The organism is Pseudomonas savastanoi, from assembly GCF_020917325.1.
GTDB classification, from domain to species: Bacteria; Pseudomonadota; Gammaproteobacteria; order Pseudomonadales; family Pseudomonadaceae; genus Aquipseudomonas; species Aquipseudomonas amygdali.
This window is the reverse complement of the sequence record NZ_CP076652.1, coordinates 1,251,127-1,277,661: the sequence shown is the minus strand read 5'-3', so window position 1 is coordinate 1,277,661 and position 26,535 is coordinate 1,251,127. Positions and strand designations below refer to the sequence as shown.

At 58.6% G+C, this 26,535-nt stretch carries 22 protein-coding genes; 7 read left to right on the top strand and 15 right to left on the bottom strand.

Annotation, left to right across the window (positions count from 1 at the left end; translation table 11 throughout):
• Positions 1-41: 41 nt before the first annotated feature.
• Positions 42-419 (bottom strand): hypothetical protein, encoded by a 378-nt coding sequence (locus KP808_RS05635; protein ID WP_058401695.1) that lies wholly within the window; start codon positions 417-419, stop codon positions 42-44.
• Between the two features lie 293 nt (positions 420-712).
• Here KP808_RS05635 and KP808_RS05630 point away from each other — a divergent pair, with 293 nt between their 5' ends.
• From KP808_RS05630 to KP808_RS05610, 5 genes are all read left to right on the top strand, one after another.
• The gene (locus tag KP808_RS05630) at positions 713-1,879 is read left to right on the top strand and encodes an efflux RND transporter periplasmic adaptor subunit (RefSeq protein ID WP_230017685.1); all 1,167 of its coding nucleotides are present in this window, start codon (positions 713-715) and stop codon (positions 1,877-1,879) included.
• Positions 1,876-4,980 carry a multidrug efflux RND transporter permease subunit gene (locus tag KP808_RS05625; RefSeq protein WP_219171045.1) on the top strand — a complete coding sequence of 1,035 codons (3,105 nt, stop codon included), beginning with the start codon at positions 1,876-1,878 and terminating at the stop codon, positions 4,978-4,980. The genes KP808_RS05630 and KP808_RS05625 overlap by 4 nt, the downstream gene beginning before the upstream one ends.
• Positions 4,981-4,990: 10 nt before the next feature.
• Complete coding sequence (locus KP808_RS05620; RefSeq protein ID WP_002552331.1) at positions 4,991-5,668, top strand: heavy metal response regulator transcription factor; 678 nt, start codon at positions 4,991-4,993, stop codon at positions 5,666-5,668.
• Positions 5,658-7,022, top strand: a complete 1,365-nt coding sequence (locus KP808_RS05615) for a heavy metal sensor histidine kinase (protein ID WP_230017683.1) — start codon at positions 5,658-5,660, stop codon at positions 7,020-7,022. Before KP808_RS05620 ends, KP808_RS05615 begins: the two co-directional genes overlap by 11 nt.
• Positions 7,023-7,231: 209 nt before the next feature.
• A complete protein-coding gene (locus KP808_RS05610; RefSeq protein ID WP_058408984.1) occupies positions 7,232-8,761 on the top strand; it encodes a sensor domain-containing diguanylate cyclase in 1,530 nt (509 codons plus the stop codon).
• Between the two features lie 67 nt (positions 8,762-8,828).
• On the opposite strand, the gene KP808_RS05605 is transcribed toward KP808_RS05610, so the two are convergent.
• On the bottom strand, positions 8,829-9,308 hold the full coding sequence (locus tag KP808_RS05605; RefSeq protein WP_058401690.1) for a PA2169 family four-helix-bundle protein: 480 nt from the start codon (positions 9,306-9,308) through the stop codon (positions 8,829-8,831).
• Positions 9,309-9,526: 218 nt separating this feature from the next.
• Here KP808_RS05605 and KP808_RS05600 point away from each other — a divergent pair, with 218 nt between their 5' ends.
• Positions 9,527-9,766: a DUF3820 family protein gene (locus KP808_RS05600; RefSeq protein ID WP_003341842.1), complete on the top strand. Its 240-nt coding sequence runs from the start codon at positions 9,527-9,529 to the stop codon at positions 9,764-9,766.
• Between the two features lie 127 nt (positions 9,767-9,893).
• On the opposite strand, the gene KP808_RS05595 is transcribed toward KP808_RS05600, so the two are convergent.
• The 3 genes from KP808_RS05595 to zwf are packed head-to-tail and all read right to left on the bottom strand — an operon-like array spanning position 9,894 to position 12,755.
• Positions 9,894-10,568 (bottom strand): bifunctional 4-hydroxy-2-oxoglutarate aldolase/2-dehydro-3-deoxy-phosphogluconate aldolase, encoded by a 675-nt coding sequence (locus KP808_RS05595; RefSeq protein ID WP_002552327.1) that lies wholly within the window; start codon positions 10,566-10,568, stop codon positions 9,894-9,896.
• 17 nt (positions 10,569-10,585) lie between these two features.
• Positions 10,586-11,299 carry a 6-phosphogluconolactonase gene (pgl, locus tag KP808_RS05590; RefSeq protein WP_044319951.1) on the bottom strand — a complete coding sequence of 238 codons (714 nt, stop codon included), beginning with the start codon at positions 11,297-11,299 and terminating at the stop codon, positions 10,586-10,588.
• Positions 11,286-12,755 (bottom strand): glucose-6-phosphate dehydrogenase, encoded by a 1,470-nt coding sequence (zwf, locus tag KP808_RS05585; protein ID WP_122280467.1) that lies wholly within the window; start codon positions 12,753-12,755, stop codon positions 11,286-11,288. Before zwf ends, pgl begins: the two co-directional genes overlap by 14 nt.
• A gap of 219 nt (positions 12,756-12,974) precedes the next feature.
• Here zwf and KP808_RS05580 point away from each other — a divergent pair, with 219 nt between their 5' ends.
• Entirely contained in the window at positions 12,975-13,841 is an 867-nt protein-coding gene (locus tag KP808_RS05580; protein WP_002552324.1) for a MurR/RpiR family transcriptional regulator, read from the top strand.
• Between the two features lie 594 nt (positions 13,842-14,435).
• Here the strand turns inward: KP808_RS05580 and KP808_RS05575 are convergent.
• The 10 genes from KP808_RS05575 to edd all read right to left on the bottom strand — a co-directional run bounded on the left by KP808_RS05575 (position 14,436) and on the right by edd (position 26,428).
• On the bottom strand, positions 14,436-15,311 hold the full coding sequence (locus tag KP808_RS05575; protein WP_230017681.1) for a D-hexose-6-phosphate mutarotase: 876 nt from the start codon (positions 15,309-15,311) through the stop codon (positions 14,436-14,438).
• A 108-nt stretch (positions 15,312-15,419) separates the two neighbouring features.
• Positions 15,420-16,781 (bottom strand): carbohydrate porin, encoded by a 1,362-nt coding sequence (locus KP808_RS05570; protein WP_058402193.1) that lies wholly within the window; start codon positions 16,779-16,781, stop codon positions 15,420-15,422.
• A gap of 126 nt (positions 16,782-16,907) precedes the next feature.
• Complete coding sequence (locus KP808_RS05565; protein ID WP_122281755.1) at positions 16,908-18,074, bottom strand: ABC transporter ATP-binding protein; 1,167 nt, start codon at positions 18,072-18,074, stop codon at positions 16,908-16,910.
• A 2-nt stretch (positions 18,075-18,076) separates the two neighbouring features.
• Positions 18,077-18,922, bottom strand: a complete 846-nt coding sequence (locus KP808_RS05560; protein WP_004656028.1) for a carbohydrate ABC transporter permease — start codon at positions 18,920-18,922, stop codon at positions 18,077-18,079.
• On the bottom strand, positions 18,915-19,823 hold the full coding sequence (locus KP808_RS05555) for a carbohydrate ABC transporter permease (RefSeq protein ID WP_004666129.1): 909 nt from the start codon (positions 19,821-19,823) through the stop codon (positions 18,915-18,917). Before KP808_RS05555 ends, KP808_RS05560 begins: the two co-directional genes overlap by 8 nt.
• 104 nt (positions 19,824-19,927) lie before the next feature.
• Positions 19,928-21,214 carry an ABC transporter substrate-binding protein gene (locus KP808_RS05550; protein ID WP_005745826.1) on the bottom strand — a complete coding sequence of 429 codons (1,287 nt, stop codon included), beginning with the start codon at positions 21,212-21,214 and terminating at the stop codon, positions 19,928-19,930.
• A 169-nt stretch (positions 21,215-21,383) separates the two neighbouring features.
• Positions 21,384-22,790 carry an ATP-binding protein gene (locus KP808_RS05545; RefSeq protein ID WP_326839564.1) on the bottom strand — a complete coding sequence of 469 codons (1,407 nt, stop codon included), beginning with the start codon at positions 22,788-22,790 and terminating at the stop codon, positions 21,384-21,386.
• 61 nt (positions 22,791-22,851) lie between these two features.
• Entirely contained in the window at positions 22,852-23,589 is a 738-nt protein-coding gene (locus tag KP808_RS05540) for a response regulator (protein ID WP_044319266.1), read from the bottom strand.
• Between the two features lie 50 nt (positions 23,590-23,639).
• Entirely contained in the window at positions 23,640-24,605 is a 966-nt protein-coding gene (locus tag KP808_RS05535; protein WP_002552316.1) for a glucokinase, read from the bottom strand.
• Positions 24,602-26,428, bottom strand: a complete 1,827-nt coding sequence (gene edd / locus KP808_RS05530; protein WP_004656012.1) for a phosphogluconate dehydratase — start codon at positions 26,426-26,428, stop codon at positions 24,602-24,604. The genes KP808_RS05535 and edd overlap by 4 nt, the downstream gene beginning before the upstream one ends.
• Positions 26,429-26,535 lie beyond the last annotated feature (107 nt).

Sequence of the window (26,535 nt, the reverse complement as noted above, 5' to 3'; positions counted from 1 at the left end):
GTGGGTGACAGTCCGGTCGGAAAAATAGTACAGATCTGTATTTATTGATAGCTCAACGTGATGACTCCAGCGCGGGCCTGCAGGGCCTCGCCGTCGGTCTCGGCGACCGGAAGTACCTGATAGTGCGCGACAAACGGCACGAATTGATCACCACATGCATTGTGTTCGGTGCTCACCTGCATATTGATGCCCGGTGCAACTTGCAGAATGCGCGCATGAGCAACAGGCGCATTCACATTAATGTCGGAAATCACACAACTGCTGTTGACGATACTGCCATGCAACGTCAATGCGCCGTCCTTTGCCCATGAAAAAGCAGGCGCAGCCAGCAAGGGAACCGACACCATGACGGCCCCCAAACCCTGGCGAAGAAACAAACATTTCAACATAACTTTCCAGGTCGATTTTTTACTGTTCATGGCGTTCTCCACTCATAGGCTCATACAGTGAGTTAAGTTGATGGGAGAATTAGCTGCCAGAAGCCGACCTAGGAAAATGTAGGAAAACTCTTAGGACTTTATAAACATCTGGACAAATAGCTCTTCAACATAGATATCGTCCGTTAGCGGATTTTCTTGACTGCACGCCATGCGCAGTGGAGGCTTTCTGACAAACCTGACAGCTAAAAGTCATTCTGCTGACCGGGTTTGCAGGCTATAAGGAAGCCGTAAAAAAATATTACTCCCGTACCGACATTTGGCGTTTTCTTCATATGCGCAGAAAGACCCTGACCGTCACCGCTGTAGTCCTGCTGATAGCCTGCGTGGCCATTGCCGGATGGAAACTGACACGCCCTGCCACACTCCCGAAAAGCTCCGTGACTGCGGTGCCTGTCAAGGTGATCACGGTCAGCATTGAGGACGTACCACGTTTCGTCACCGGGATCGGCTCGGTGCTGTCGCTGCAAAGTGTGGTGATCCGTCCTCAGGTAGATGGCGTACTGACGCGCGTGCTGGTCAAGGAAGGTCAACAGGTCAAGGCCGGCGAGTTGCTGGCGACGCTGGATGACCGCTCGATCCGCGCCTCGCTTGAGCAGGCACGCGCCCAGCTGGCGCAGAGCAAGGCGCAGCTTGATGTCGCGCAACTGGACCTGAAACGCTATCGCCAGCTCACTCAGGACAACGGTATTTCGCGTCAGACATTCGATCAGCAGCAGGCACTGGTCAGGCAACTCGAAGCCACGGCGAAAGGCAACGAAGCAAGCATCAACGCCTCACAGGTGCAGCTCTCCTACACCCAGATTCGCTCGCCGGTTACGGGCAGGGTCGGCATCCGCAATGTCGATGAAGGTAACTTCCTGCGCGTCAGCGATGCTACCGGGCTGTTTTCGGTGACACAGATCGACCCGATTGCGGTGGAATTCTCTCTGCCTCAGCAGATGTTACCGACCCTGCAGGGGCTGATTGCCGAGCGTAGCGCTGCGACCGTCAAGGCGTATCAGGGCGACGGCGCGGCCAACGGACTGCTTTTGGGTGAAGGCACGCTTTCGCTGATCGACAATCAGGTTTCGGCAACCACCGGCACGATCCGCGCCAAGGCTCAATTCAAAAACCCCGGCGAACAGCTCTGGCCCGGGCAGCTGGTCACGGTGAAGATCCAGACCGGTGTCGAACTCAACTCGCTCAAAGTACCGCCACAAGTAGTGCAGCGCGGCATCGATCAGCACTTCGTCTATCGACTCACTGCTGATAAAAAAGTGGAAGTCGTACCGGTCAAGGTGCTTTATCAGGACAGCGAGCAGACATTGATCAGCGGTCCGAATGCCGGAGATGTGCTGGTCAGCGACGGCCAGTCGCGACTGCGGCCTGGGGCAACTGTCGAAGTGGTCAGCGCGCCCGCCCCGGATGTCGCGAGCGCGCAAGTGGAGCAAGCACGATGAGTGGCCGAGGCTCGGTATCGGCGTGGTGCATCGACCACCCGGTGGCCACCTTGTTATTGACCTTCGCGCTGGTACTGCTGGGGGTCATTGCCTTTCCACGACTGCCGATTGCGCCGTTGCCGGAAGCGGAGTTCCCGACCATTCAGGTTACCGCGCAGTTGCCCGGTGCCAGCCCGGAAACCATGGCGTCTTCGGTTGCCACCCCACTGGAAGTGCAGTTCAGCGCGATCCCCGGCATGACCCAGATGACCTCCAGCAGCGCGCTGGGGTCCACCAACCTGACGCTGCAATTCACCCTCAACAAAAGCATCGACACTGCCGCCCAGGAAGTCCAGGCCGCCATCAACACTGCGGCGGGGCGTCTGCCAGCCGACATGCCGAGCCTGCCGACCTGGCGCAAGGTCAACCCGGCTGACAGCCCGGTGCTGATCCTGAGTGTCAGTTCCAGCCTGATGCCCGGCACGGAGCTGAGCGATGTCACCGAAACCATCCTGGCTCGCCAGCTCAGCCAGATCGAAGGCGTGGGCCAGGTGTTCATCACCGGCCAGCAAAGGCCAGCGATTCGTGTGCAGGCCGCCCCCGAAAAACTGGCCGCGCTGGGGCTGACCCTGGCCGACATTCGCCTGGCGGTGCAACAGACCAGCCTCAACCTGGCCAAAGGTGCCTTGTACGGCAAGGACAGCATCTCGACACTGTCGTCCAACGATCAGTTATTCAAGCCGCAGGACTACGCGCAACTGATCGTTTCCTACAAGAACGGTGCTCCCGTCCAGCTCAAGGATGTGGCGCGGGTGGTCGCGGGTTCGGAAAACGCCTACGTCAAGGCCTGGTCCGGCGACCAGCAAGGCGTCAACATCGCTATTTTTCGTCAGCCGGGCGCCAACATTGTCGACACCGTGGACCGCATCCAGCGTGAACTGCCACGGTTACAGGAAATGCTCCCGGCCACCGTTGACGTCTCGGTACTCAACGACCGGACCCGCACCATTCGCGCCTCGTTGCACGAAGTGGAACTGACCCTGATGATCGCGGTGCTGCTGGTGGTGGCGGTCATGGCACTGTTTCTGCGCCAACTGTCGGCCACGCTGATCGTCAGCGCGGTGCTCGGGGTATCACTGATCGCCAGCTTTGCGATGATGTACCTGTTCGGCTTCAGCCTGAACAACCTGACACTGGTAGCCATCGTGGTCGCGGTCGGGTTCGTGGTGGACGACGCCATCGTGGTGGTGGAGAACATCCATCGCCACCTTGAAGCCGGACAAGGCATGCGCGAGGCCGCCATAAAGGGCGCGGGGGAAATCGGCTTTACCGTGGTGTCGATCAGCTTCTCGCTTGTGGCCGCGTTCATTCCGCTGTTGTTCATGGGCGGCGTGGTCGGGAGGCTGTTCAAGGAATTCGCCCTGACCGCCACTGCAACCATTCTGATTTCGGTGGTCGTCTCCCTGACCCTGGCGCCGACCCTGGCGGCATTGTTCATGCGCGCCCCCACTCACAATCCGCATCAGAAGCCAGGCTTCGGTGAACGTTTGCTGGCCTCCTACGAGCGAGGCTTGCGTAAGGCACTGGCCCATCAGCGACTGATGCTCGGCGTGTTCGGCTTGACCCTGGCGCTGGCGGTAGTCGGCTACATCCTCATACCCAAGGGCTTCTTTCCGGTTCAGGACACTGCTTTTGCACTCGGCACCACCGAGGCCGCTGCCGACATTTCCTACCCGGACATGGTGGAAAAACACCTGCAACTGGCAAAAATCGTCGGCGCAGACCCGGCAGTGCTGGCGTTCTCGCATTCAGTCGGTGTGTCAGGCAGCAACCAGACCATCGCCAACGGACGCTTCTGGATCTCGCTCAAGCCGCGCTCCGAACGCGATGTGTCGGTTAGCGAGTTCATCGACCGCCTGCGCCCCAAGCTGGCGAAAGTCCCCGGCATCGTTCTGTATCTGCGTGCCGGACAGGACATCAACCTCAGTTCCGGGCCGAGCCGCAGTCAGTATCAGTATGTGCTCAAGAGCAACGACGGCGAATTGCTCAACACCTGGACGCAACGGCTGACTGAAAAGCTGCGTAGCAATCCGGCGTTTCGCGATATGTCCAACGACTTGCAACTGGGCGGCAGCGTCACCCATATCGATATTGATCGCAGTGCTGCCGCGCGATTCGGCCTGACCACCGCCGACGTCGATCAGGCGCTGTACGATGCGTTCGGCCAGCGGCAGATCAGCGAGTACCAGACCGAGGTCAACCAGTACAAGGTGATCCTCGAACTGGATGCCCAGCAGCGTGGCAAGGCCGAAAGCCTGGCTTACTTCTACCTGCGCTCACCGCTGACCAATGAAATGGTGCCGCTGTCGGCACTGGCCAAAGTCAGTGCGCCGCGCATGGGCCCGCTGTCGATCAGCCACGACGGTATGTTCCCGGCTGCCAACCTGTCATTCAACCTGGCGTCCGGGGTCGCACTGGGCGACGCGGTAAGCATGCTCGATCAGGCCAAGAAAGAGATCGGCATGCCCGCCTCGATCATCGGCAGTTTTCAGGGTGCGGCGCAGGCATTCCAGAGTTCGCTGGCCAACCAGCCGTGGCTGATTCTCGCCGCGCTAGTGGCGGTGTACATCATTCTGGGTGTGCTTTATGAAAGTTTCGTGCACCCGCTGACCATTATCTCCACCCTGCCCTCGGCAGGTATCGGCGCGCTGTTGCTGCTATGGATGATGGGGCAGGACTTCTCGATCATGGCCCTGATCGGCATCGTGCTGTTGATCGGCATCGTCAAGAAGAACGGCATTCTGCTCGTGGACTTTGCCCTGCAAGCGCAGCGTGAGCAGGGCCTGTCGCCACAGGAGGCCATTTATGAGGCCTGCATTACCCGTTTCCGACCGATTATCATGACCACCCTTGCCGCCCTGCTCGGCGCCCTGCCGCTGATGCTGGGTTTCGGGGTCGGTGCCGAACTGCGTCAACCGCTGGGTATCGCAGTGGTCGGTGGCCTGCTGGTGAGCCAGATGCTGACCCTGTTCACTACGCCGGTCATTTACCTGCAACTGGAGCGGCTGTTTCATAAACGCCACCCGGCGCCCGCCGCACCCGCGCTGGCCCTTCACAAGTGAGAGTCACCCGATGCGCGTGCTGATTATCGAAGACGAAGAGAAAACCGCAGACTACCTGCGTCGCGGCCTGACCGAACAGGGCTACGCCGTCGACGTGGCACGTGATGGCATCGAAGGTCTGCACCTGGCGCTGGAGAACGACCACGCGATCATCATTCTCGACGTGATGCTGCCGGGCCTGGATGGTTTTGGTGTGTTGCGTGCGCTGCGTGCGCGCAAACAGACGCCCGTGATTATGCTGACCGCGCGCGAGCAGGTCGACGACCGCATTCGCGGCCTGCGCGAAGGTGCCGATGACTATCTCGGCAAACCGTTTTCCTTTCTGGAACTGGTCGCCCGTCTCCAGGCGCTGACCCGCCGCAGCGGTGGCCATGAACCGGTGCAAATCACTATCGCCGACCTTTGGATAGACCTGATCAGCCGCAAGGCGACCCGCGCCGGAATGCGTCTGGACCTGACCGCCAAGGAGTTTTCGCTGCTCAGCGTGCTGGCCAGACGTCAGGGCGACATCCTCTCCAAGACATCAATCGCCGAGATGGTCTGGGACATCAACTTCGACAGTGATACCAATGTGGTCGAAGTCGCGATCAAACGCTTGCGGGCCAAGCTGGACGGTCCTCACGAACATAAACTGCTGCACACCATTCGTGGCATGGGCTATGTGTTGGAGAACCGCAGTGCGGGTTGATTCGATTGCCCTGCGCCTCAGCGGGCTGTTCGCGCTGGTGGCACTGGTGGTGTTCCTGCTGATCGGCTGGGCCTTGTACCTGCAGGTCGACAAAAGCCTGGACCTGTTGCCGCGTGCCGAAGTCGATGCGCGCTACAGTGTGCTGGAATCGGCCGTCGGACGTTTCGGCAACCCGGAGCACTGGGGCAAGATCAAGGCAAAACTGGAGTTGCTCAGCGAGGAAGACAAGCGCTTGCGTTTCTGGGTAGTGAGCGACAACCCGCTGTACGAATTCGGCAACCCGGACGCGAACATTCGTCGTTTCGCGCAAGGCGCACCGGGTACGCATGACCTGAAACTGGCCGATCACCCGTTCGCATTCAAGGTGCTGGTCAGCGAATTCCCGGCCAAGGAACAGCGCCCGGCGCTGCGTTTTCTGACCGCCATCGATACCGAGACATTCTGGCATACCCAACACTCGCTGCTGGTCGCGTTGATCAGCCTGGCCACGCTGGGTATTTTGCTGGCTTCGGCGCTTGGTTACTGGGTCGCGCGCATCGGCCTGCGTCCGTTGAACAGTCTCTCGCAGGAAGTCCAGAAGCTCGCCCCGCCAAGGTTGTCCGGGCGCTTGCAGATTTCGCCGCTGCCACCGGAGCTTGAACAGTTCGTAGCCTCGTTCAACTCCACGCTGGAACGGGTCGAGCAGGCCTACTCTAGGCTCGAGTCGTTCAATGCCGATGTGGCGCACGAGCTTCGCTCACCGCTGACCAACCTGATCGGCCAGACCCAGGTGGCGCTGACCCGCGGCCGCTCTGCCGAGCATTATTTCGAGGTGTTGCAATCAAACCTCGAAGAGCTGGAGCGTTTGCGCTCGATTATCAACGACATGCTGTTTCTGGCCAGCGCGGATCAAGGCACCAAGGTCAAAGCACAGACCTGCGCGTCACTGGCAGACGAAGTCGCCACCACGCTGGATTACCTGGATTTCATTCTGGAAGATGCCCACGTGCAAGTCCGGGTTCAAGGCGACGCCAGCGCACCGATTGAAAAGCCCCACTTGCGCCGCGCCTTGATCAACCTGCTGCACAATGCCGTGCAACACACCGACGCCGGTCAGGTCATCGAGGTAACTATCGAGTCGCGCGATGCCCATGTGAGTATCGGCGTGACCAATCCTGGCATGCAGATAGCCCCGGAACATTTGCCCAGGCTGTTCGAGCGCTTTTATCGGGTCGATGCCTCACGCAGCAACAGCGGCGCCAATCATGGCCTGGGGCTGGCCATCGTCAAGGCCATTGCATTGATGCACGGCGGCACCGTGTTCGTGAACAGCGACAAGGGTGTCAATACGTTCGGCATACAGCTGCCCCGCTGATCCCTTCAAGAAATAAATTACTCCCCCCTGTTTTTTACAGTCGTCCGTGTGCGTCTGTTCGCATCATTTTAAATACACTTGCTTTATTCACATTCCATTCATATGAGGCTATAAGGAGCGTGCTATACACCCAGCATTAAAATCATAAAAATAATGATAACTGTCTTAACCATTTATCAAGATTCATTCGTCTGCAGGTAGAACAACCAATGATGTTGTTTGCGTCATCTCGGCAAGACCGGCTCAAATGGACCCGACCGGAACTCATGCTGATCTTTGGCAGTTCACTGTCAATGTTCGCCATACTGGGGATTGTGGCGTCCTTACTGGCCCGGGAGCGTGACGACGCAGCGCAGACTGCCGCGCGTGCGGCGGCCAATATCGTGCAATTGATTGATGCCGACGTCATGCATAACGCAGAACTTTACGACTCGTCCCTGCAAGGCATGATCAGCGCATGGCAGCGTCCGGACCTTCAGGACCTGTCACCCGAACTGCGACAACTTGTCCTGTTTGATCGCGCCACTGCAGCGTCTTTCAAAGGCGATCTGGTAATGCTCGATAACAAGGGTGCCATACTGGCTGACTCACTGTCCGTCATCCCTCGAAACGACAACTTCTCCGACCGCTCCTATTTCAAAGACCACAAGGCGGACCCTTCGCTGGGGCTGCACGTCAGTGCGCCTTATAAAAGTCGTTGGGGTTACAAGGACTGGTGCATCAGTTTCAGCCGTCGCATGTCAGGCCCCAACGGAGAGTTCAACGGCATCGTAAGTGCGGCAATGCGGCTGGTGTATTTCAAACACTTGTTCATGAGCCAGAATCTGGGTGTCGGCAGCAGTATCAACCTGATCAATACCGCAGGCATCCTGATCGTCCGCTACCCCGATCTGGAGGGCGAAGACCTGATCGGCAAGGACTACAGCCACAGCCCCAACTTTCAGCGCATTCTTCAAGAAGGAGATGGCAGCTTTGCTGCCATGTCGACGCAGTTGAACGCTCGTCGGCTGTATACGTTTTCCCGGGTCGGCAATCTGCCGCTGGTTGTCGTCATCGGTCAGTCCGAGGACGAGGTGTATGCGGTATGGCGGCGCAATGCATGGCTGGTCGGTTCCGCTACCAGCGTACTGTGTCTCGGAATCCTGTGGCTGACATGGCTGCTGTGTCGCGAGTTGCGACGACGCCATCGCGCTGAAGATGCACTGGCCAGCCTGGCCGCGACTGACGGTTTGACCGGGCTCGACAATCGTCGCCAACTTGACGAAGCCATGGAAACCGAATGGGCGCGGGCACAACGCTCAGGCAAACAGCTGTCCTTGCTGATGATCGACGTAGACCATTTCAAGGCATTCAACGAGCGTCATGGTCATCAAGGCGGTGACGAAGCACTGCGCCTGATTGCACAAACCATCTCCTTCAATATCCGCCGACCCGGCGACCGGGTTGCACGTTATGGCGGCGAGGAGTTTGTGGTTGTGCTGCCGGAAACCGACTTGCCGGGAGCCATGATGATTGCCGAACAGATCCGCAGGGCGGCTGAATCACTGCCGCCGTTTCCGGGAGCACAGCAGCCCATCACCGTGAGTATCGGTGTTGTTTCAGAGATCGTGCGTCAGGGAGACAAGCTGGAGGCGTTTTTCGGAATAGCCGACAAGGCGCTTTATCAGGCCAAACACAAGGGTCGTAACCGCGTAGAGCATCGCAGTTCGGTTACCAGAGAGATGACCGACCAGGTTTGATGAGCTGCCGACGGGCATAAAAAACGCCAGACTGGCTGGCGTTTTTAGTTACCGCTGCAACATCGAATTACGATGCGGCGTGGGCTGCACGTGCTGCGTCACGCAGTGCTTTTACTTTGTCGTGGTTGGCCAGAACGCCAGCCTGCTGCTTTTCAATCAGCGCAATAACGTTAGGGGCAACGTTCTTGGCACGGGCTTTTTCCAGCGCTTCGCGATAAGCCTTCTTGGCAACGTCTTCGCCTTTTTCGACTTCTTCCAGTACAGCCTTGTCGTCATCCGAAGTCACCATCGACTTCAGGTTGACCCATGCGCGGTGCAGTGCGCCAGACACGCTGGAAGAGTCTTCAGGCTTGCCACCCAGTGCGGTCACTTCAGCTTGCAGTTCACGAACAGCTGCAGCCACTTCAGTAGAGCGGTTGGCAAGGAACGATTTTACCTGGGCGCTTTTTGCGTGTTCTGCGCTGGTACGGAAACCTTCTTCACCGTCTTTGCTGGTTTCGATCAGGTCATTCAGGATAGAGATCGTTTCTTTGTTGATATCAGTCATTTGATAATTTCCTAATGGCAGGTTGATACGAAAGTGTTCGATGTATAGATAATTGCAGACACCGTGCCAGTTTCTGATATGAAAATAATTTATTAAAATCAATAGCTTACGAAATTTTCACAATTGGCTGTTCGTGACTTCTGCATGATCTGTCGTTTGGCCTGCATGCAGAATGCACGTATCGTACTGGCCGAGAGAGAAATACAGGCGTATCGCGGATGAATCCGGAAAAACTCAAGCTGCTGGTGACGCAGGAAATGCCGTTCGGCAAATACAAAGGCCGGCTGATCGCCGACTTGCCAGGTCATTATCTGAACTGGTTCGCGCGCGAAGGCTTTCCGAAAGGTGAACTGGGAGGTTTGCTGGCATTGATGCAGGAAATCGATCACAACGGCCTTGGCGCGCTCTTGGACCCGCTGCGCACGCGCCCACGTCAGTCGTTCAAGGACAAGGGATAAACAAAGAGGCGGCCCAGGGGAGAAAAAAACGGTGCTCCGGACCAGGGAGCACCGCAAAGCCATACAACCAACAACAACTTCCTTGTCGGAATCAGCCGCAAAGGGGCTGACTCCGAAATCCTGAAAATCAGTCAAACAACGCCATTGCCTGCGCAGTGGCTTCCTGAATGCGGCCCCAGTCGCCATTCTTGACCCAAGCGTTATCAATCATCCAGGTCCCGCCCACGCACATGACGTTGGGCAAGGCCATGTAGCTCTTCAGGTTCTGCTCGTTGACGCCGCCAGTCGGGCAGAAACGCACCTCATTGAAAGGTCCGCCCAAGGCCTTTATCGCCGCCACACCGCCGCTGATCTCGGCCGGGAACAACTTGAAACGGCGATAGCCCATGGCATAACCGATCATGATTTCCGAGGCACTGCTGACGCCCGGCAAAAGGGGCAACGGGCTGTCGACTGCGGCTTGCAGCAGGTCTTGCGTGCTGCCAGGGGTCACAATGAACTGCGAACCTGCCGCTTCGGCATCTGCCAGCATCTTGCGGTCCAGAATGGTGCCGGCACCCACACACAGTTCCGGACGCTGTTCACGCAGAATACGGATGGCGCTCAGACCGAACGCCGAGCGCAGCGTAACTTCCAGTGCAGTCATGCCGCCAGCGGCCAGCGCATCGGCCAGAGGCAGCACATCCTGGTCACGAGCAATGGTGATGACCGGCAGAATCTTTGCCTTGGCGCAGAGTTCGTCAATCTGGGCAATCTTGTTCGCCATGCTGATGAGCGGCTGATTATTTTCGTTCTGTGTCATGGCGACGTTTCCTTTGCTTATGGGCACCAGTAAATCTCGAGAGACGGGTTGAGAAACGCACGCACCGGCATCTCGGCGAGGTCATCGCCCGCCAGCGCGGTGCGCAGGGTGTCGAGTTTGGCCTGGCCGGACACCGACAGGATCGGCGAACGTGCCGACGCCAACAGGCGGCGGGTCAGGGTCAGGCGCTGATGCGGCACGCTCGGTGCGAGCATCGGCAGGCAGCGGCGCTCGCCTTGCAGATCGAGGGCTTCTTTCAGGTTCGGGCTATCGGGGAACAGCGACGCGGTATGCCCGTCGTCGCCCATGCCCAGAATCAGTACATCAATCGGTGGCAGCTCGGCCAAGGCCTGATCGGCAGCGAGCGCTGCCTCCTCGACACTGCCCGCAACGCTGTACAGCCCCAGAAACTTCGCCTTCGCCACAGGCCCCTGCAGCAAGTGGCGCTGCAGCAGGCCCGCATTGCTGTCGGCATGCTCGGTCGGCACAAAACGCTCGTCAGCCAGGCTGATGACTACTTTCGACCAGTCCAGCGGCTGCACGGCCAGGCTCTTGAAAAAGGCCACCGGACTGCGACCACCGGACACCACCAGGGTCGCCAGACCGTTTTCGCCAATTGCCTGCTTCAGGCGCTCGGCGACGTTGGCAGCCAGCGCATCAGCCAGTTGCTGCGGTGTGTCGAAATCACGTGCTACCAGCCCTGCTGGCAGCTCAAGGTCACATATCGCCATACCAGGATCTCCCGTCACGAGTAATCAGGGCAATGGAGCTCATTGGCCCCCAGGTTCCGGCAGGATAAGGCTTGGGCGCATCGCCCGCCTTCTTCCAGCCAGCGATCAACTGATCGCACCATTGCCAGGCGTACTCGATTTCATCTTTGCGGACAAACAGGTTCTGATTGCCACGCATGACTTCCAGCAACAACCGCTCATAAGCGTCGGGGACACGAGCGCTGCGGTAGGTGTCGGAAAAATTCAGTTGCAAGGGCCCGCTGCGCAGCTGCATGCCTTTGTCCAGCCCCTGATCCTTGGTCATCACCTGCAAGGAAATGCCTTCGTCGGGCTGCAGGCGGATGATCAGGCGGTTGCTGATCTGCAAACGCTGTTCCGGCGCGAAGATGTAGTGCGGCGGCTCTTTGAAATGGATCACGATCTGCGACATTTTCTGCGGCATGCGCTTGCCGGTACGCAGATAAAACGGCGTACCCGACCAGCGCCAGTTGCGGATATCGGCACGCAACGCGACGAAGGTTTCAGTATCGCTCTGGGTGTTGGAGTTCTCTTCCTCCAGATAACCCGGCACCGCCTTGCCTTCGCTGTAGCCAGCGGTGTACTGCCCACGCACCACCTGGGTCGCCAGACGCTCGGGCGTGAACGGTGCCAGCGCCTTGAGCACCTTGACCTTCTCGTCGCGAATACTGTCGGCCGACAGGTCACTGGGCGGGTCCATGGCGATCAGGCAGAGCAGTTGCAGCAGGTGGTTCTGAATCATGTCGCGCAACTGACCGGCCTGATCGAAATAGCCCCAACGGCCCTCGATGCCGACCTTCTCGGCAACCGTGATCTCCACATGAGAAATATGGTTCTGGTTCCACTGGGTTTCGAACAGGCTATTGGCGAAACGCAGCGCAATGAGGTTCTGTACCGTGTCCTTGCCCAGATAGTGGTCGATACGATAAACGCGGTTTTCCGGGAAGAACTGCGCCACTGCATCGTTAACCCGGCGCGAAGAAGCCAGGTCGTGACCAATGGGCTTTTCCAGCACGGCCCGCGTACGCTCGGCCAGATTGACCAAAGCGAGGTTTTCGCAGATTGCGCCGTAGACCGAGGCCGGGGTGGCGAAATAGGCGATCAGGGTTTCGGCGGTGCCGACGCGTTCGGCAAGCGCGACGTAGTCCTCAGCTTTGAGGAAGTCGACATGCAGGTAGCTGAGGCGCGCCAGAAACCGGCCCAGATTGTCGGGCTCAAGTTCGGCCTCGGGAATGAAGCGGCGCATGGATTTTTCGATATACGCCAGATGCGACTGTTCGTCGCCGGGTTCACGCGCCAGGGCAAGAATTTTTGTGTCTTCGTGCAGCAGTCCAGCGCGATCAAGCTGATAAAGAGCCGGGAACAGCTTGCGTACCGCCAGGTCCCCCAGGGCACCAAACAGGGCAAATGTGCACGGTTCAACCGTAATCAAGGGCATAATGTTGGTTCTTTTATCAAGTTAGGCTACAAATACCTTTTTTAAAGGCGTTACTCAAGGCCATATGTAGTAATAACCACAACATTCTGCCTAAAAGCATATTCCAGTGGTGATCAACACAGGCCCTCAGTACGATAGGCCACCTTTGCTACAGGCTAAAGAGCTAAAAAAAGCTCAGGCCAAAACCGTTGGTGAATCAGCCCCCGACAAGGACTTTGAATGGACCGCGTAAGAAACCTCCTGGAGCAAATCCAGGGCCGACTCGATGAGTTGAACAAGGCCGAGCGCAAAGTGGCCGAAGTCATCCTGCTTAACCCGCAGATGGCTACGCGACTGAGCATTGCAGCGCTTGCCCAGGCCGCCAAGGTCAGCGAACCGACGGTCAACCGCTTCTGCCGTTCGTTCAGCGTCAGCGGTTATCCGGAGCTCAAACTGCAACTGGCCCAGAGCCTTGCCAGTGGCGCAGCCTACGTCAGCCGCGCTGTGGAAGCCGACGACAATCCCGAGGCGTATACCCAGAAGATTTTCGGCAGCGCCATTGCGTCGCTCGACAGCGCCTGCCAGCAACTGGACCCGGCGCTGATCAGCAAGTCTGTGGACATGCTGATCCAGGCGCGGCAGATCCACTTTTTCGGGCTGGGTGCCTCAGCGCCGGTGGCGCTTGATGCGCAGCACAAATTTTTCCGTTTCAATCTGGCGGTCACGGCGCATGCCGATGTGCTGATGCAACGAATGATTGCGTCGGTGGCCCATACCGGTGAATTGTTCGTGATCATTTCCTACACCGGGCGCACGCGCGAGCTGGTGGAAGTGGCCCGCATTGCCCGTGCAAATGGCGCTTCGGTGCTGGGCCTGACGGCAGCTGGCTCGCCACTGGCGCAGGCCAGTACTGTGAGCCTGAACATTCCCCTGCCGGAAGACACCGACATCTACATGCCGATGACCTCGCGGATCATCCAGCTCACCGTTCTCGATGTGCTGGCCACCGGCATGACCCTGCGCCGCGGCGTCGACTTCCAGCCGCACCTGCGCAAGATCAAGGAAAGCCTGAATGACAGCCGCTATCCGATCGAGGATCAGGGCTGACTGGGTGTCGTTGACTATCGTTCACTCTGCGTAGTAATGCCTTTCGTGACGCTCTGCGTCACACAGCGGTTCTGTGACTTCAGGTGAATTGGCGTTCGACTCAGATTCTCGTTCCCACGCTCCGCGTGGTAATGCCTTTCGTGACGCTCTGCGTCACACAGTTCTGCGATTCAGCGAGATTTCGGCTCGACTTGAGTCACCTTTTCGCCCCTCGGCGAGTTACTTTGATGGGGCCAAAGTAACCAAAGCCCCTCGCTCCTGTTTCCGGCCCGACTTCGTCGGGTTCCTTCGCCCTGTCACTGATCCGGGGGTCGCCGCAACGGGCCATCCTTGGCCCGGTGCGGCTTGCTCGGCGTCCTGCCTCGCATCCCCCGGATCAGCGCCAGGACTCAGCCGTCACTAACGTCGCACTCTGCGTTGTCTGTGCCATCGTGGTTCAAAAGCGCTTAGAGCAGTTTGGTTAAAGGCACGATTCAGATATCACTATCGTGCCGACGCTCCGCGTCGGCATGCAGTTCGTGACGCTCTGCGTCACACAGCGGTTTTGTGATCTCAGGTGGATCCGTGCAGAGCGCGACGGGAAGACGATGCAACTCACCCCGCCAGGCTGGCTTGCAGTTTGAGCTGCACCTGCTCGCCCGGCCGCAGGCTGAAGGCGTCGCCGGAACCCGAAGCGGCTTCCACGCGCACAAAGCCTGCGGTTTCGCTGCCACACACTCCCAGTAGCGGTCTGTTGCCGGGATGCCAGACCACCGTATTGGCGCTGTCGCCGGTGTCGATGTTCAGCCTGCGCTGCCAGGTCGGGTCCTGCAGTTGCAAGGCTCCCGCATGTTCGAAAACTCGCTGGCAGCCGCCTGCCACACGTAATTCGCCTTGTTGCTGGCAGACCTGTCGGCTGAGTTCGTCATAACCCTGCACCCCATCAAGGCCCTCAAGCGCAACTTCAGCCACATCGCCAATCCGCCAGTACGCATGCAGCGCATGGCTGAAATGACATGGCTCACTGTCCTCGTGGCGTGTGCTCAGACGCAACTCCATGCCCTGCCCCAGCTCGGCATGCAGGTCGACCTGCCAGTCCCACAGCTGCAAGCGCCAGTGCAGGCTGACGCCCTTTTCGCTCTCGCTGCTGTCGATCAGTTTCCAGTCCAGCAAGCGCCCCCAGCCGTGTGCCGGCCAGCCGCTTTCACCGGGGTGTCGGCCGTACCAGGGCCAGCACACTGGCACGCCACCCCGAATCGCCCCCACCTGCGGCCATTGTGCAGCGCACCAGAGCCAGGGTTTCTGGCCTTGCGGCTGAAAATGCAGCAACTGCGCGCCCTGGCGACTGAAGACCGCCTGACACTGCGGATGATCGATAACCAGTACATCACGCAGCTGGTGACGCTCCCACTCGAAAGTGGGTCTGGCACGTCGGGATCGGAAGAAGCGTTGCAATGGATGTTCAGGCAGTTGCGCGTCGAGAGAGGTCATCGCCAATCGCGTCCCTGAAAAATAAAAGGATCAAGCCAAAAAAAACGGGCAGCCAGGCTGCCCGCAAAGCACACACGACCTTTGATCGCGTTACGCGTCAATCAGTACTCAGAACTTCGACTGGATCTTGATGCCCGCCACAATCGCGTCATCAACCTGATCTACACCGCCAGGATGCTTGACGTACTGCAGGTTCGGACGCACGGTCAGCCAGTTGGTAACGTGGAAGCCGTAGTAGATTTCCGAGTTGTACTCAGTGCTCTGGACCGGCAGGTAGCCAGGGTTGTCGTAGTCGTTGATGCCGCTTATCTGGTTGGCCAGACGCACGCGATCCTGCACATCGTCGTTGACGTGGATACGGGCGATACCGATACCGATGTCATCTTTCGGACGCGAGTTGAAAGGACCTTTGTACGTGAAACCGATCTGCTGGTAGTTATCGACGAAGTTGGTGGCCTTGTCATGCACGGTAGCGTTGGCAAAAATGCTCAGACCGCGCGATGCATCGCCATCGTGAGTCGTCAGCTGTTGCTGAGCAACAACCCACCAGCCGTGCTTGCTGTCATGCGACTTGAACGCAGCGCCGGTAGCTGCCTGTGGCTGACCGTTGACGTCTTCATAGACATCGTCGGCGTTGGGCGTGCTCTTGTAGAAGCCGACACGGTATTCACCGGGCAACGAATTGACGGTCGGGGTCCAGACCAGTTCGACCGGCAGGATCATGCCTTTGGTGCCGCTGCCGCTGAGTTTGAAGCCGTTGCCGGTTTCGAGGTTGGACGGGTTCTGCTCGTAGACGCCGACCTGTGCGTACACTTCCGGCGTGATGTTGTACTTCACGCGCAAGGCCCACTGGCTGATTGGCCAGTTGTACCAGGTGTTCACATAGTTACCGACCTGCGAGCCGCAGAACGACAGGTTCTGGAAATCGCAAGGGAAGCTGTTGAAGTCTTCGCCCGGCCCGAAACGACCGGCCTTGACGTCCAGCGCGCCGTCAAAGTACTTCTGCTTGACCCACATTTGCGTCAGACGCCAGGTCTGGCCGCGACCCCAGACTTCCTGGGAGGAACTGAGGGTGCCGGCACGAGGGTCGCCGATCCGGTCGTTGGAGATGTTGCGCCCGCTACGTTCGGTGATTGCCAGCTTGAACTCCGCGTCCTGCCAGCCAAAAGCCTTTTGCAAATCGACTTTCATGCCCAGCGCGAACTGGTCGCTGTAGCGGCCGGTCTTGTCGTCGTTGTAACCGCCCTTGATGTTACTGGCCATCTCGGAAACGTATTCCAGCGAGAAGTCATAACCCTTGTCGAGCAGTTCGGTACGCTTGCCGTTCCAGTCGCCAGTCATCCACGGTGAATCGGCAGAAAATGCGTCGGCAGCATGAACGCTGCCTGCCAGCCCCATCGCACCCAATACCGACAGCGTGCTTACCAACTGGAACCGGGAAAGCGATTTACCTTTGTTGATCTTCTTCATCCCATCAATCCTCGTTTTATTGTTATTAGCTTTGGTAGACGTTTTGCTTCATTCACTGCTTCGTTTTCGCCGATCGGCCGCTTCATTGTGGCAGTAGACAGCCGACCAGCGATGCCCGGTGCTGAATCAATTTATCACTTGCGGCTCAACTGGAACATTGTTTGCCCGTTCAGCCAAAGGTGGTGCTCCCAGAACTCCAAGACGCTCACCGCTCTGAGCATCGAAAATCAGCACCCTGGAAGGGTCGAACTGCAGGGTCAGACTTTCGCCCACCTGCGGTGCGACATCCGGCGCAAGGCGACAGCAGACCTTGCTCTGATTGAGCGTGACGAACACCAGCGTGTCCGGCCCGGTAGGCTCGGTCACCTGGACCTCGGCACGGATGGTCGGCATGCCATTCGACTCAGCGCCAGCAAGCATAATCTGTTCCGGCCGGATACCGAGAATGATTTCTCGATCTTCCAGCCCGGCATCGGATACGCCGACCGGCAGCTCGCAACGCGCCTGACCACTGTCGAGCAGCGCAATCAATTGGCCACCCTTGCGTTGCAGACGCAGCGGGATGAAGTTCATCGGCGGCGAGCCGATGAAACTGGCGACGAACAGGTTGGCCGGATCGGTGTAAATCTGCTTGGGCGTACCGAATTGCTGAACGATACCGTCCTTCATGACCGCGACCTTGTCGCCCAGCGTCATGGCCTCGATCTGATCATGGGTCACGTAGACGGTGGTGGTTTTAAGGCGCTGGTGCATCAGTTTCATTTCGGTACGCATCTCGACGCGCAACTTGGCGTCGAGGTTGGACAACGGCTCATCGAACAGGTAGATCTTGGGACGACGCGCCAAGGCACGACCCATCGCGACACGCTGCTGCTGGCCACCGGACATCTGGCCCGGCTTGCGATTGAGCAAGTGCTCGATCTGCAACAGCTTGGCTACACGAGCCACTTCCGCGTCGATGTCGGCTTGCGGCATCTTGCGGATCTTCAGCCCGAACGCGATGTTTTCACGCACGCTCATGGTCGGGTAAAGGGCATAGGACTGAAATACCATCGCGATGTCGCGATCCTTGGGGCTGGTGCTGCTGACGTCCTGGCCATCGATGAGAATCTCACCGCCGCTGATGCTTTCCAGACCGGCAATGCAGTTCATCAAGGTGGATTTGCCACAGCCGGAAGGGCCGACCAGAATCAGAAACTCGCCATCCTTGATCGACAGGTCGATGTTCTTGAGCGTGTCCGGCAAGTTGCTGCCGTAGGTCTTGTTGACGTTGCGTAATTCGAGAGTCGCCATGATTACCCCTTGACCGCGCCGGCCGTGAGCCCACGCAGGAAATACTTGCCAGCCAGTACGTAGACCAGCAGTGTCGGCAGGCCGGCAATCATCGCCGCCGCCATGTCAACGTTGTATTCCTTGGCACCTGTGCTGGTGTTGACCAGATTGTTCAGGGCCACGGTGATCGGCTGAGACTCACCACTGGAGAACACAACGCCAAACAGGAAATCGTTCCATATCTGGGTGAACTGCCAGATAAGGCAGACCATCACGATGGGCGTGGACATCGGCAGAATGATGCGCCCGAAGATGGTGAAAAACCCGGCACCGTCCAGCCGTGCAGCCTTGACCAGCGCATCGGGAATGCTGACATAGTAGTTACGGAAGAATAGCGTGGTGAACGCCAGCCCGTAGACCACATGTACAAACACCAGCCCGGTGGTCGTACTGGCCAGGCCCATTTTGCCCAGCGTAAAGGAAGCCGGCAGCAGAACAGTCTGAAACGGCAGGAAGCAACCAAACAGCAACAGACCGAAGAACAGCTGCGAGCCCTTGAAGCGCCACATCGACAATACATAGCCATTGAGCGCGCCAATGGCGGTGGAAATAATGACTGCCGGAACGGTGATTTTTATCGAGTTCCAGAAATAACCATCTACCAGGTCCCAGGCCTTTATCCAGCCAATTGCGGTGATCACACTTGGCCAGCTCAGCAGGTTGCCGGTGCCGATGTCTTCGGGGGTCTTGAAGCTGGTGAACAGCATCACCACCAGCGGCACCAGATAAATCAGACAGGCCAGTATCAGCACGGCGTAAATCAGAATACGACTGAAGCTGATGCCCGGTTTGCCAACATGACTAGTCATGGCGTTTGGTCCTCAGCTCGGAATACAGGTACGGCACCAGAATCGCCAGGATCGCGCCGAGCATCAGAATCGCACTGGCCGAGCCCATGCCCATCTGGCCGCGGCTAAAGGTGAAGGAGTACATGAACATCGCAGGCAGGTCGGATGAGTAACCGGGACCGCCGGCGGTCATCGCTGCCACCAGATCGAAGCTCTTGATGGCAATGTGCGCAAGGATCATCACGGCACTGAAAAACACCGGACGCAGGCTTGGCAACACAACGCGCCAGTAGATCATCGGCAAACTCGCGCCATCCATCTGCGCAGCACGAATGATCGATTGATCGACGCCACGCAGGCCCGCCAGAAACAACGCCATGACAAAGCCGGAAGACTGCCACACCGCAGCAATGACCAGGCAGTAAACCACGCGGTCCGGGTCGATCAGCCAGTCGAGACGGAAACCTTCCCATCCCCAGTCGCGCAGCATCTTGTCCAGGCCCAGGCCGGGGTTGAGCAGCCATTTCCACGCCGTACCGGTGACGATCATCGACAGTGCCATCGGGTACAGATAAATGGTGCGGATCATGCCCTCACGACGGATCCGCTGGTCCAGCAGGACGGCCAGCAGAACACCGATCACCAGGCTGATGGCAATGAACATCCCGCCAAACACCGCAAGGTTCTTGCTCGCCACCCACCAGCGATCGTTATCCATCAGGCGTGCGTATTGCGCCAGACCGACCCATTTGTAGGACGGCAGAAACGTCGAGTTGGTAAACGAAAGCGCGAATGTCCAGAGGATGTAGCCATAGAAACCCACCAGCACGATGAACATGCTGGGTGCCAGCACCAGTTTTGGTAGCCAGCGTTGCAGCGCATCCATTGGCGAGGCTTTGCTGATCGCAGCGACAGAGCTCATCGGGAGTATCCCATCCGGTGTATCGAATCCAGGCCGCAGCCGCGGGTGAAATCAACAGAGGATTTCAGCACCACGAACTGCGGGTACAGGCGGTTCAGAGAGAGTTACTGGGCCGATTTGACCGCAGTGGCCAGCTTCTTGGCTGTCGCTGCAGGATCAGCTGCCGGGTCGTTGATGTAGTTGGTGACCACATCAAAGAAAGCACCCTGCACCGCCAGCGTAGTGGCCATGTTGTGCGCCATGCTTGGTTGCAGGCCACCAGTCTTCGAATCAGCCAGGAAGTCCTTGGCAGCGGTTTGCGCACACGAGTCGAAACCGTACTTGCTCATGTCGGACAGCATGTCTTCACGAACCGGGATCGACCCCTTGTTGATGCTGAAGACTTTCTGGAAGTCCTCGCCCATCGCGACCTTGGCCAGATCCTGCTGTGCGGCAGTGGTGCCCTTGTCTTTCTGCTTGAACACCGCCAGCGAGTCGATGTTGTAGGTGAACGCCTTGTCGGTGCCAGGGAAGGCTACGCACTGGTAATCCTTGCCGGCGACCTTCTTGGCTGCGGTCCATTCACTCTTGGCCCAGTCACCCATGATCTGCATGCCGGCCTTACCGTTGATAACCTTGGCAGCTTCCAGGTTCCAGTCCTGGCCCTTGCCATCGGCATCCATGTAGGTCGCGACTTTCTTGAGCTCGGTGAGGGACTTGACCATGCCTTCACCGGTCAATGCGTCCTTGTCCAGATCAACCAGGGCCTTCTTGTAGCCATCAGCGCCCATGACCGAGAGCACAACGGCCTCAAAAACAGTGCTGTCCTGCCACGGCTGACCACCGTGGGCGAGCGGAATGAAACCGGCTTTTTTCAGCTTGTCGCCCGCAGCGTAAAATTCTTCGAGCGTGGTGGGTGCCTTGTCGATGCCGGCTTTCTTGAAGACTTCAGGGTTGATCCACAGCCAGTTGACGCGGTGAATATTCACCGGCACCGCTACGTAATCACCGTCGTACTTCACGGTGTCGGAGACCTTCTTGTCCAGCAGCGAGTCCCACTTCTCGGCCTTGGCGACGTCTTTCAACGCGTCCGTATCAAGCAGACCGGTAGAGGCCCATTCCTGAATGTCAGGACCTTTGATCTGGGCAACACCTGGCGGGTTACCGGCAACCGCACGGCTCTTGAGCACGGTCATGGCGGTGGAGCCGCCGCCGCCGGCGATGGCGCCGTCCTTCCAGACAAAGCCGTCTTTTTCGACCTGCGCCTTCAGAACATCGACCGCAGCCTTTTCGCCACCCGACGTCCACCAGTGCACAACTTCTACAGTGCCTTTGGATTCAGCGGCAGTAGCGCTCAGAGGGAACAACGAAGCGAGAGAGATGACAACAGCGAGACGTGACATGGAATTCATCGAATTGACCTTTCTTGTTGTTATGCATGAGCAAGTCTGATGCTTGCGCTTCGTGGGAGTCTAACCAAGCCTGAAGCGCCGACAGTAACGAAGGGACGCGCAATTGTCACAGGACGGTGACAATTGAAATCCCGGTGCAATCGCTAGCTAAAAGCCACTGTGCAGCGCGTCATTCCGCAGTTCTCGGCAGGTACAACGTTACCCGCAACCCACCCTCACGCAGGTTCTGCAGGCTGACTTCGCCACCGTGACTGTGGGCAATGTTGCGCGCGATACCCAAGCCCAGACCGTAGCCCTGCTGCTGATTGCCTGCCAGACGGAAATGCGGTTCGAAAACGTGTTCGAGACGTTGTTCGGGCACACCAGGCCCTTCGTCATCCACATGCAGGACAAAAGCCGTGGCGTTGTCCTCGACTTTCAGATGAGCCCGATGGCCATATTTAAGCGCATTGTCGATCAGGTTGCCGATGCAGCGCCGCAGCGCCAACGGCTTGCCGGGATAGGCAGCCTGAGCCTCGCCTTGCTGGGTGACACGTCCGTCGCCTTCAACGTTCAGCCAAGGCTCGACAAGGCAATCAAGCAGTGCATTGAGATCCACCGGCTCGATGTTTTCATGAATATCAGTGTCTTTGACGCACTGCAGCGCGCCTTTGACCAGCAATTCCAGTTCGTCCAGATCGCGGCTGAATTTACGCTGCATGTGCTCATCTTCCAGCAGCTCGACACGCAACCGCAGCCGGGTGATGGGCGTGCGCAGATCATGCGAGATGGCACTGAACAACTGACCGCGTTCGGTCAGGTAGCGGCTGATACGGATGCGCATGGCGTTGAACGCACGACTGACCTCGATCACCTCGCTGCCGCCGCCCTCGACCACCGGCTCGACGTCCGCGCCCAGCGACATGTCCCGTGCGGCCCGCGCCAGACGTTTGAGCGGCCGGCTCTGCCAATGCACCAGCAAACCGATGAACAACAGCAAAAACACGCTGGTCAGGACGATGAATGAAACCTGCTGAAGGGGCAGCTCCTGCTCCTCCAGCGAGGTGTAAGGCTCAGGCAGCAGAGAGGCAATGTAGAACCATTCACCGGGCGCCATTTCGATTTGCGTGACCAGCACCGGCGGGTTCACCGGTTCAAGTGTCAGCGCGTAATGCGCCCAGGAACGCGGCAGTTCATCGAGCTTCAGGCCGCTGTTGAAAATACGCAGCTCATCGGGCCGCGCAAACCATACGGTGATGTCCGGCCCATTGCCCAGACGCTGGCGCAATACCTCGCCCACCACGTCCAGCACCGCCTGCTTGCGAGGCGTGGGCTGCATGATTTGCATGTCCAGCGGGTGATCGTTGAGCGAGACGACGAAACGGGTCCCGCCCATACTGCGCAGTTGATCCAGCACCATGGGCCGGTAGGCCAGCGGCAATGAGCGAAAGTAACTGACACTGGCCGCCATCGAGTACGCGAGGCTGCGCGCACTGGTCACCAGCCCTTCGGTCTGTGTGGCGCGCAACTGTGACAGCCAGATCACACTGGACAGTGTCTGAGCCAGCAGAACCGCCAGTAACGTCAACAGCAGCATGCGCCCCAGCAATGAGCGCGGCAGTGGCAGGCCGGTTCTTTTCGCTCCTGCCACCGGCGGGTTAATAGCCGTTGCCCGCTTGCGAGTTGACGTTCGCGGCCAGCAGATAACCACTGCCGCGAATGGTGCGGATCAGGCGCGGCGACTTGCCGGTATCGCGCAGACGCTGGCGCAGGCGACTGACCGCCATGTCGACGATCCGCTCCAGCGGCATCAGCTCACGCCCGCGTGTGGCATTGCCGATAGTGTCGCGGTCGAGAATCTGTTGGGGGTTGTCGAGAAACAGCTTGAGCAGCGCGAAGTCGGCACCGGACAGAATCACTTCTTCGCCGTCATTGTGAAACAACCTGTGACTGACCATGTCCAGCCGCCACTCATCGAACAGAATCACATCGCCGCCAGGACGCTCCTGACCGAACTGGGCGCGCCTCAACAGTGCCTTGATACGCGCTTGCAGCTCACGCGGGCTGAACGGCTTACCCAGATAATCATCAGCCCCCAATTCCAGGCCGATGACCCGGTCGGCTTCGTCCGAACTGGCAGTCAACATGATGATCGGTACATGCGGCTGGCGCGGATGCTGGCGGATCCATTTGCACAGACTGAAACCGTCTTCATCGGGCAGCATCACATCAAGGATCAGCAAATCACTGGGTTCTTCGTTGAAGGCGCGGCGAAAATCCGCGCCATCACCCACCGTACGCACCTGAAAACCGGCGCGACTCAGGTAGGCGTCCAGCAACTCGCGAATCTCCTGATCGTCATCCACCAGCAGGATCGATTTACTGACTGAACTCAAGTTGAGGCGTCCTTGTTTGACGGTAAATCTTTGTTGTTATGGGATGCTGCTCAGATCTGCGAACCGAAGGCCTGTTGTAGAGCAACGCCTGAGCCCATCAGGCCAGGGTACTCGGCGGTGACCAGCCAGACCGGCAGGTTCTTGAAATAGTCGCTCATCACGCCCTTCTCGGCCATGGCGCGCTTGAAACCGCTGTTGATGAAGAATTCAGTGAAGCGCGGCACCACGCCGCCGACAATGTACACGCCGCCCAGGCTGCCCAGGGTCAGCACATTGTTGCCCACCACTCTGCCGAGAAACACGCAGAACTGCTCCAGCACGGCTGCGGCTACCGGGTCACCCGCCAGCGCCGCCGAGGTGACAGCCGCAGGCGACTTGAGCACCGGCTCGATATCGTCCAGGGCGCAACTGACCTGATAGAGCAACAGCAAGCCCGCGCCACTGAGTACGACTTCAGCGCTGACATGCTCATGCTCGGCCATCAGACGTGTCCACAACAGCGCCTCGCGTGCCGTACCGATTGGCAGGTCAGCATGCCCGCCCTCGCCCGGCAGCGCCAGCCAGCGACTGCCGTCAAGCTTGATCAGCGTGCCGATGCCCAGCCCCGTACCCGGCCCGACCACCACTCGCGGACGATCAGGCTTGCCAGCGCCAGGGCAAACCGTCAGGTATTCATCTTCCTTGAGCCGGGTCATGCCCAGCGCCATGGCAGTGAAGTCGTTGATCAGCAGCAGGTGATCGACTTTCAGGTCAGCGCAAAATGCCTCACGGCTCAACTGCCAGTGGCTGTTGGTGAACTGGAAAAAATCGCCATCCACCGGTCCGGCCACGGCCAGGCATACGTGACTGATATCACCGCGCTGCAATTCAAGGTCCTGCAAATAGACTTCGATGGCCTTTTCGGGACCGGCGTAGTCAATGGTCGGGAATACCCGGACAGAATGCAGCGTGTCGTCTTCCCAAATGGCAAAACGTGCATTGGTACCGCCTATATCACCGACCAGGGCCAACTTCACTTGAGCGTCTCCAGACTAGAAGTAAAGGCGCTGGCACCCTGCTCTGCGGAGCTGAAGGCCATGCGCATGAATCCAAAGAGCTCGCGACCACAGCCGACACTGTTGTCGATCTGGTTGATGGCCGGTTCTCTGGCGGCCAATTCTGACGCTTCGACCAGAACTTGTAACGTGCCTTTTACGCCATCCACACGGATCACATCACCATCGCGCACCAGTGCCAACGGGCCACCATCAAACGCTTCAGGGCAGACATGAATGGCCGCCGGGATTTTTCCCGATGCGCCCGACATACGTCCGTCGGTGACCAGCGCCACCTTGAAACCACGGTCCTGCAGAACACCCAGAAACGGCGTCATCTTGTGCAACTCGGGCATGCCGTTGCAGCGCGGCCCCTGGAAGCGCATCACGGCGACGAAATCGCACTCCAGTTCACCGGCCTTGAACGCATCGGCCAGCTCCTTCTGATCCTGAAAGACCTTGGCTGGTGCCTCGACGATCTGATGCTCCGGGGCCACGGCAGAGACTTTCATCACCCCGCGGCCCAGATTGCCTTCCATGACCCGCAGACCACCTTCCGGCGAAAACGGACGGGCGACCGGACGCAAAATGTTTTCATCAAGGCTTTCAAGCGGTCCTTCGCGCCAGACCAGCTTGCCATCCTCCAGGAATGGCTCTTTGGTGTAGCGGCTCAAGCCGTAACCGGCCACGGTATTGACGTTTTCGTGCAACAAACCGGCAGCCAGCAACTCACGGATCAGGAACGACATGCCGCCCGCCGCCTGGAAGTGGTTGATATCGGCTTTGCCGTTGGGGTAGACGTGACTCAGGGTTGGCACCACTTCCGACAGGTCGGCCATGTCCTGCCAGGTCAGTTGAATGCCCGCGGCCTGGGCAATCGCCGGCATGTGCAGCGTGTGGTTGGTCGAGCCACCTGTCGCGTGCAGGGCAACGATGGAGTTGACCAGCGAGCGCTCGTCGACGATTTCGCCGATCGGCATGAAGCTGCCGCTCTGCTTGGTCAGACGCGTCACCTGGTGAGCCGCTTCGGCGGTCAGTGCATCGCGCAGTGGCGTGTAGGGATTGACGAACGAGGCACCGGGAAGGTGCATGCCCATGACTTCCATCAGCAGCTGGTTGGTGTTGGCAGTGCCGTAGAAGGTGCAGGTTCCCGGACCGTGATAGGACTTCATTTCCGAGTCGAGCAACTCTTCACGGCTGGCCTTGCCTTCCGCGTAACGCTGCCGTACGTCGGCTTTTTCCTTGTTGGAGATACCTGAAACCATCGGTCCGCCCGGCACGAAGATGGTCGGCAGATGACCAAAACGCAGTGCGCCCATCATCAAACCAGGGACGATCTTGTCGCAGATGCCCAGCATCATGGCGGCGTCGAACATATTGTGTGACAACGCAACTGCCGTGGACATGGCAATCACTTCGCGACTGGCAATGGCCAGCTCCATACCCGGCTCACCCTGAGTCACGCCATCGCACATGGCAGGCACGCCGCCGGCAAACTGACCGACCGAACCAATGTCACGTAAAGCCTGTTTGATCTGGGCAGGAAAGTGTTCGTAGGGTTGATGCGCCGAGAGCATCTCGTTGTAGGAGGAGACGATTGCCACGTTGGCGGCGTTCATCAGACGCAGGCTTTGCTTGTCTTCCGGCCCGCAGGCAGCGACGCCGTGAGCAAAGTTGGCACATTGAAGCTTGCCGCGCATCGGGCCATCGCTCGCTGCGCCGCGAATCAATTGAAGGTAGCGCTGACGGGTATCGCGACTGCGGGCGATGAGTCGCTCGGTTACTTCAAGGACGCGGGGATGCATGTGATGAACTCCAGGCTAACGTCTAAGGTCACCCGTAAAGACGGTTCCGGTTTTCGAGCAGTGACGGGCGGGGAGCAGAACCCTGATCTCGATCAACCGGGAGGGCC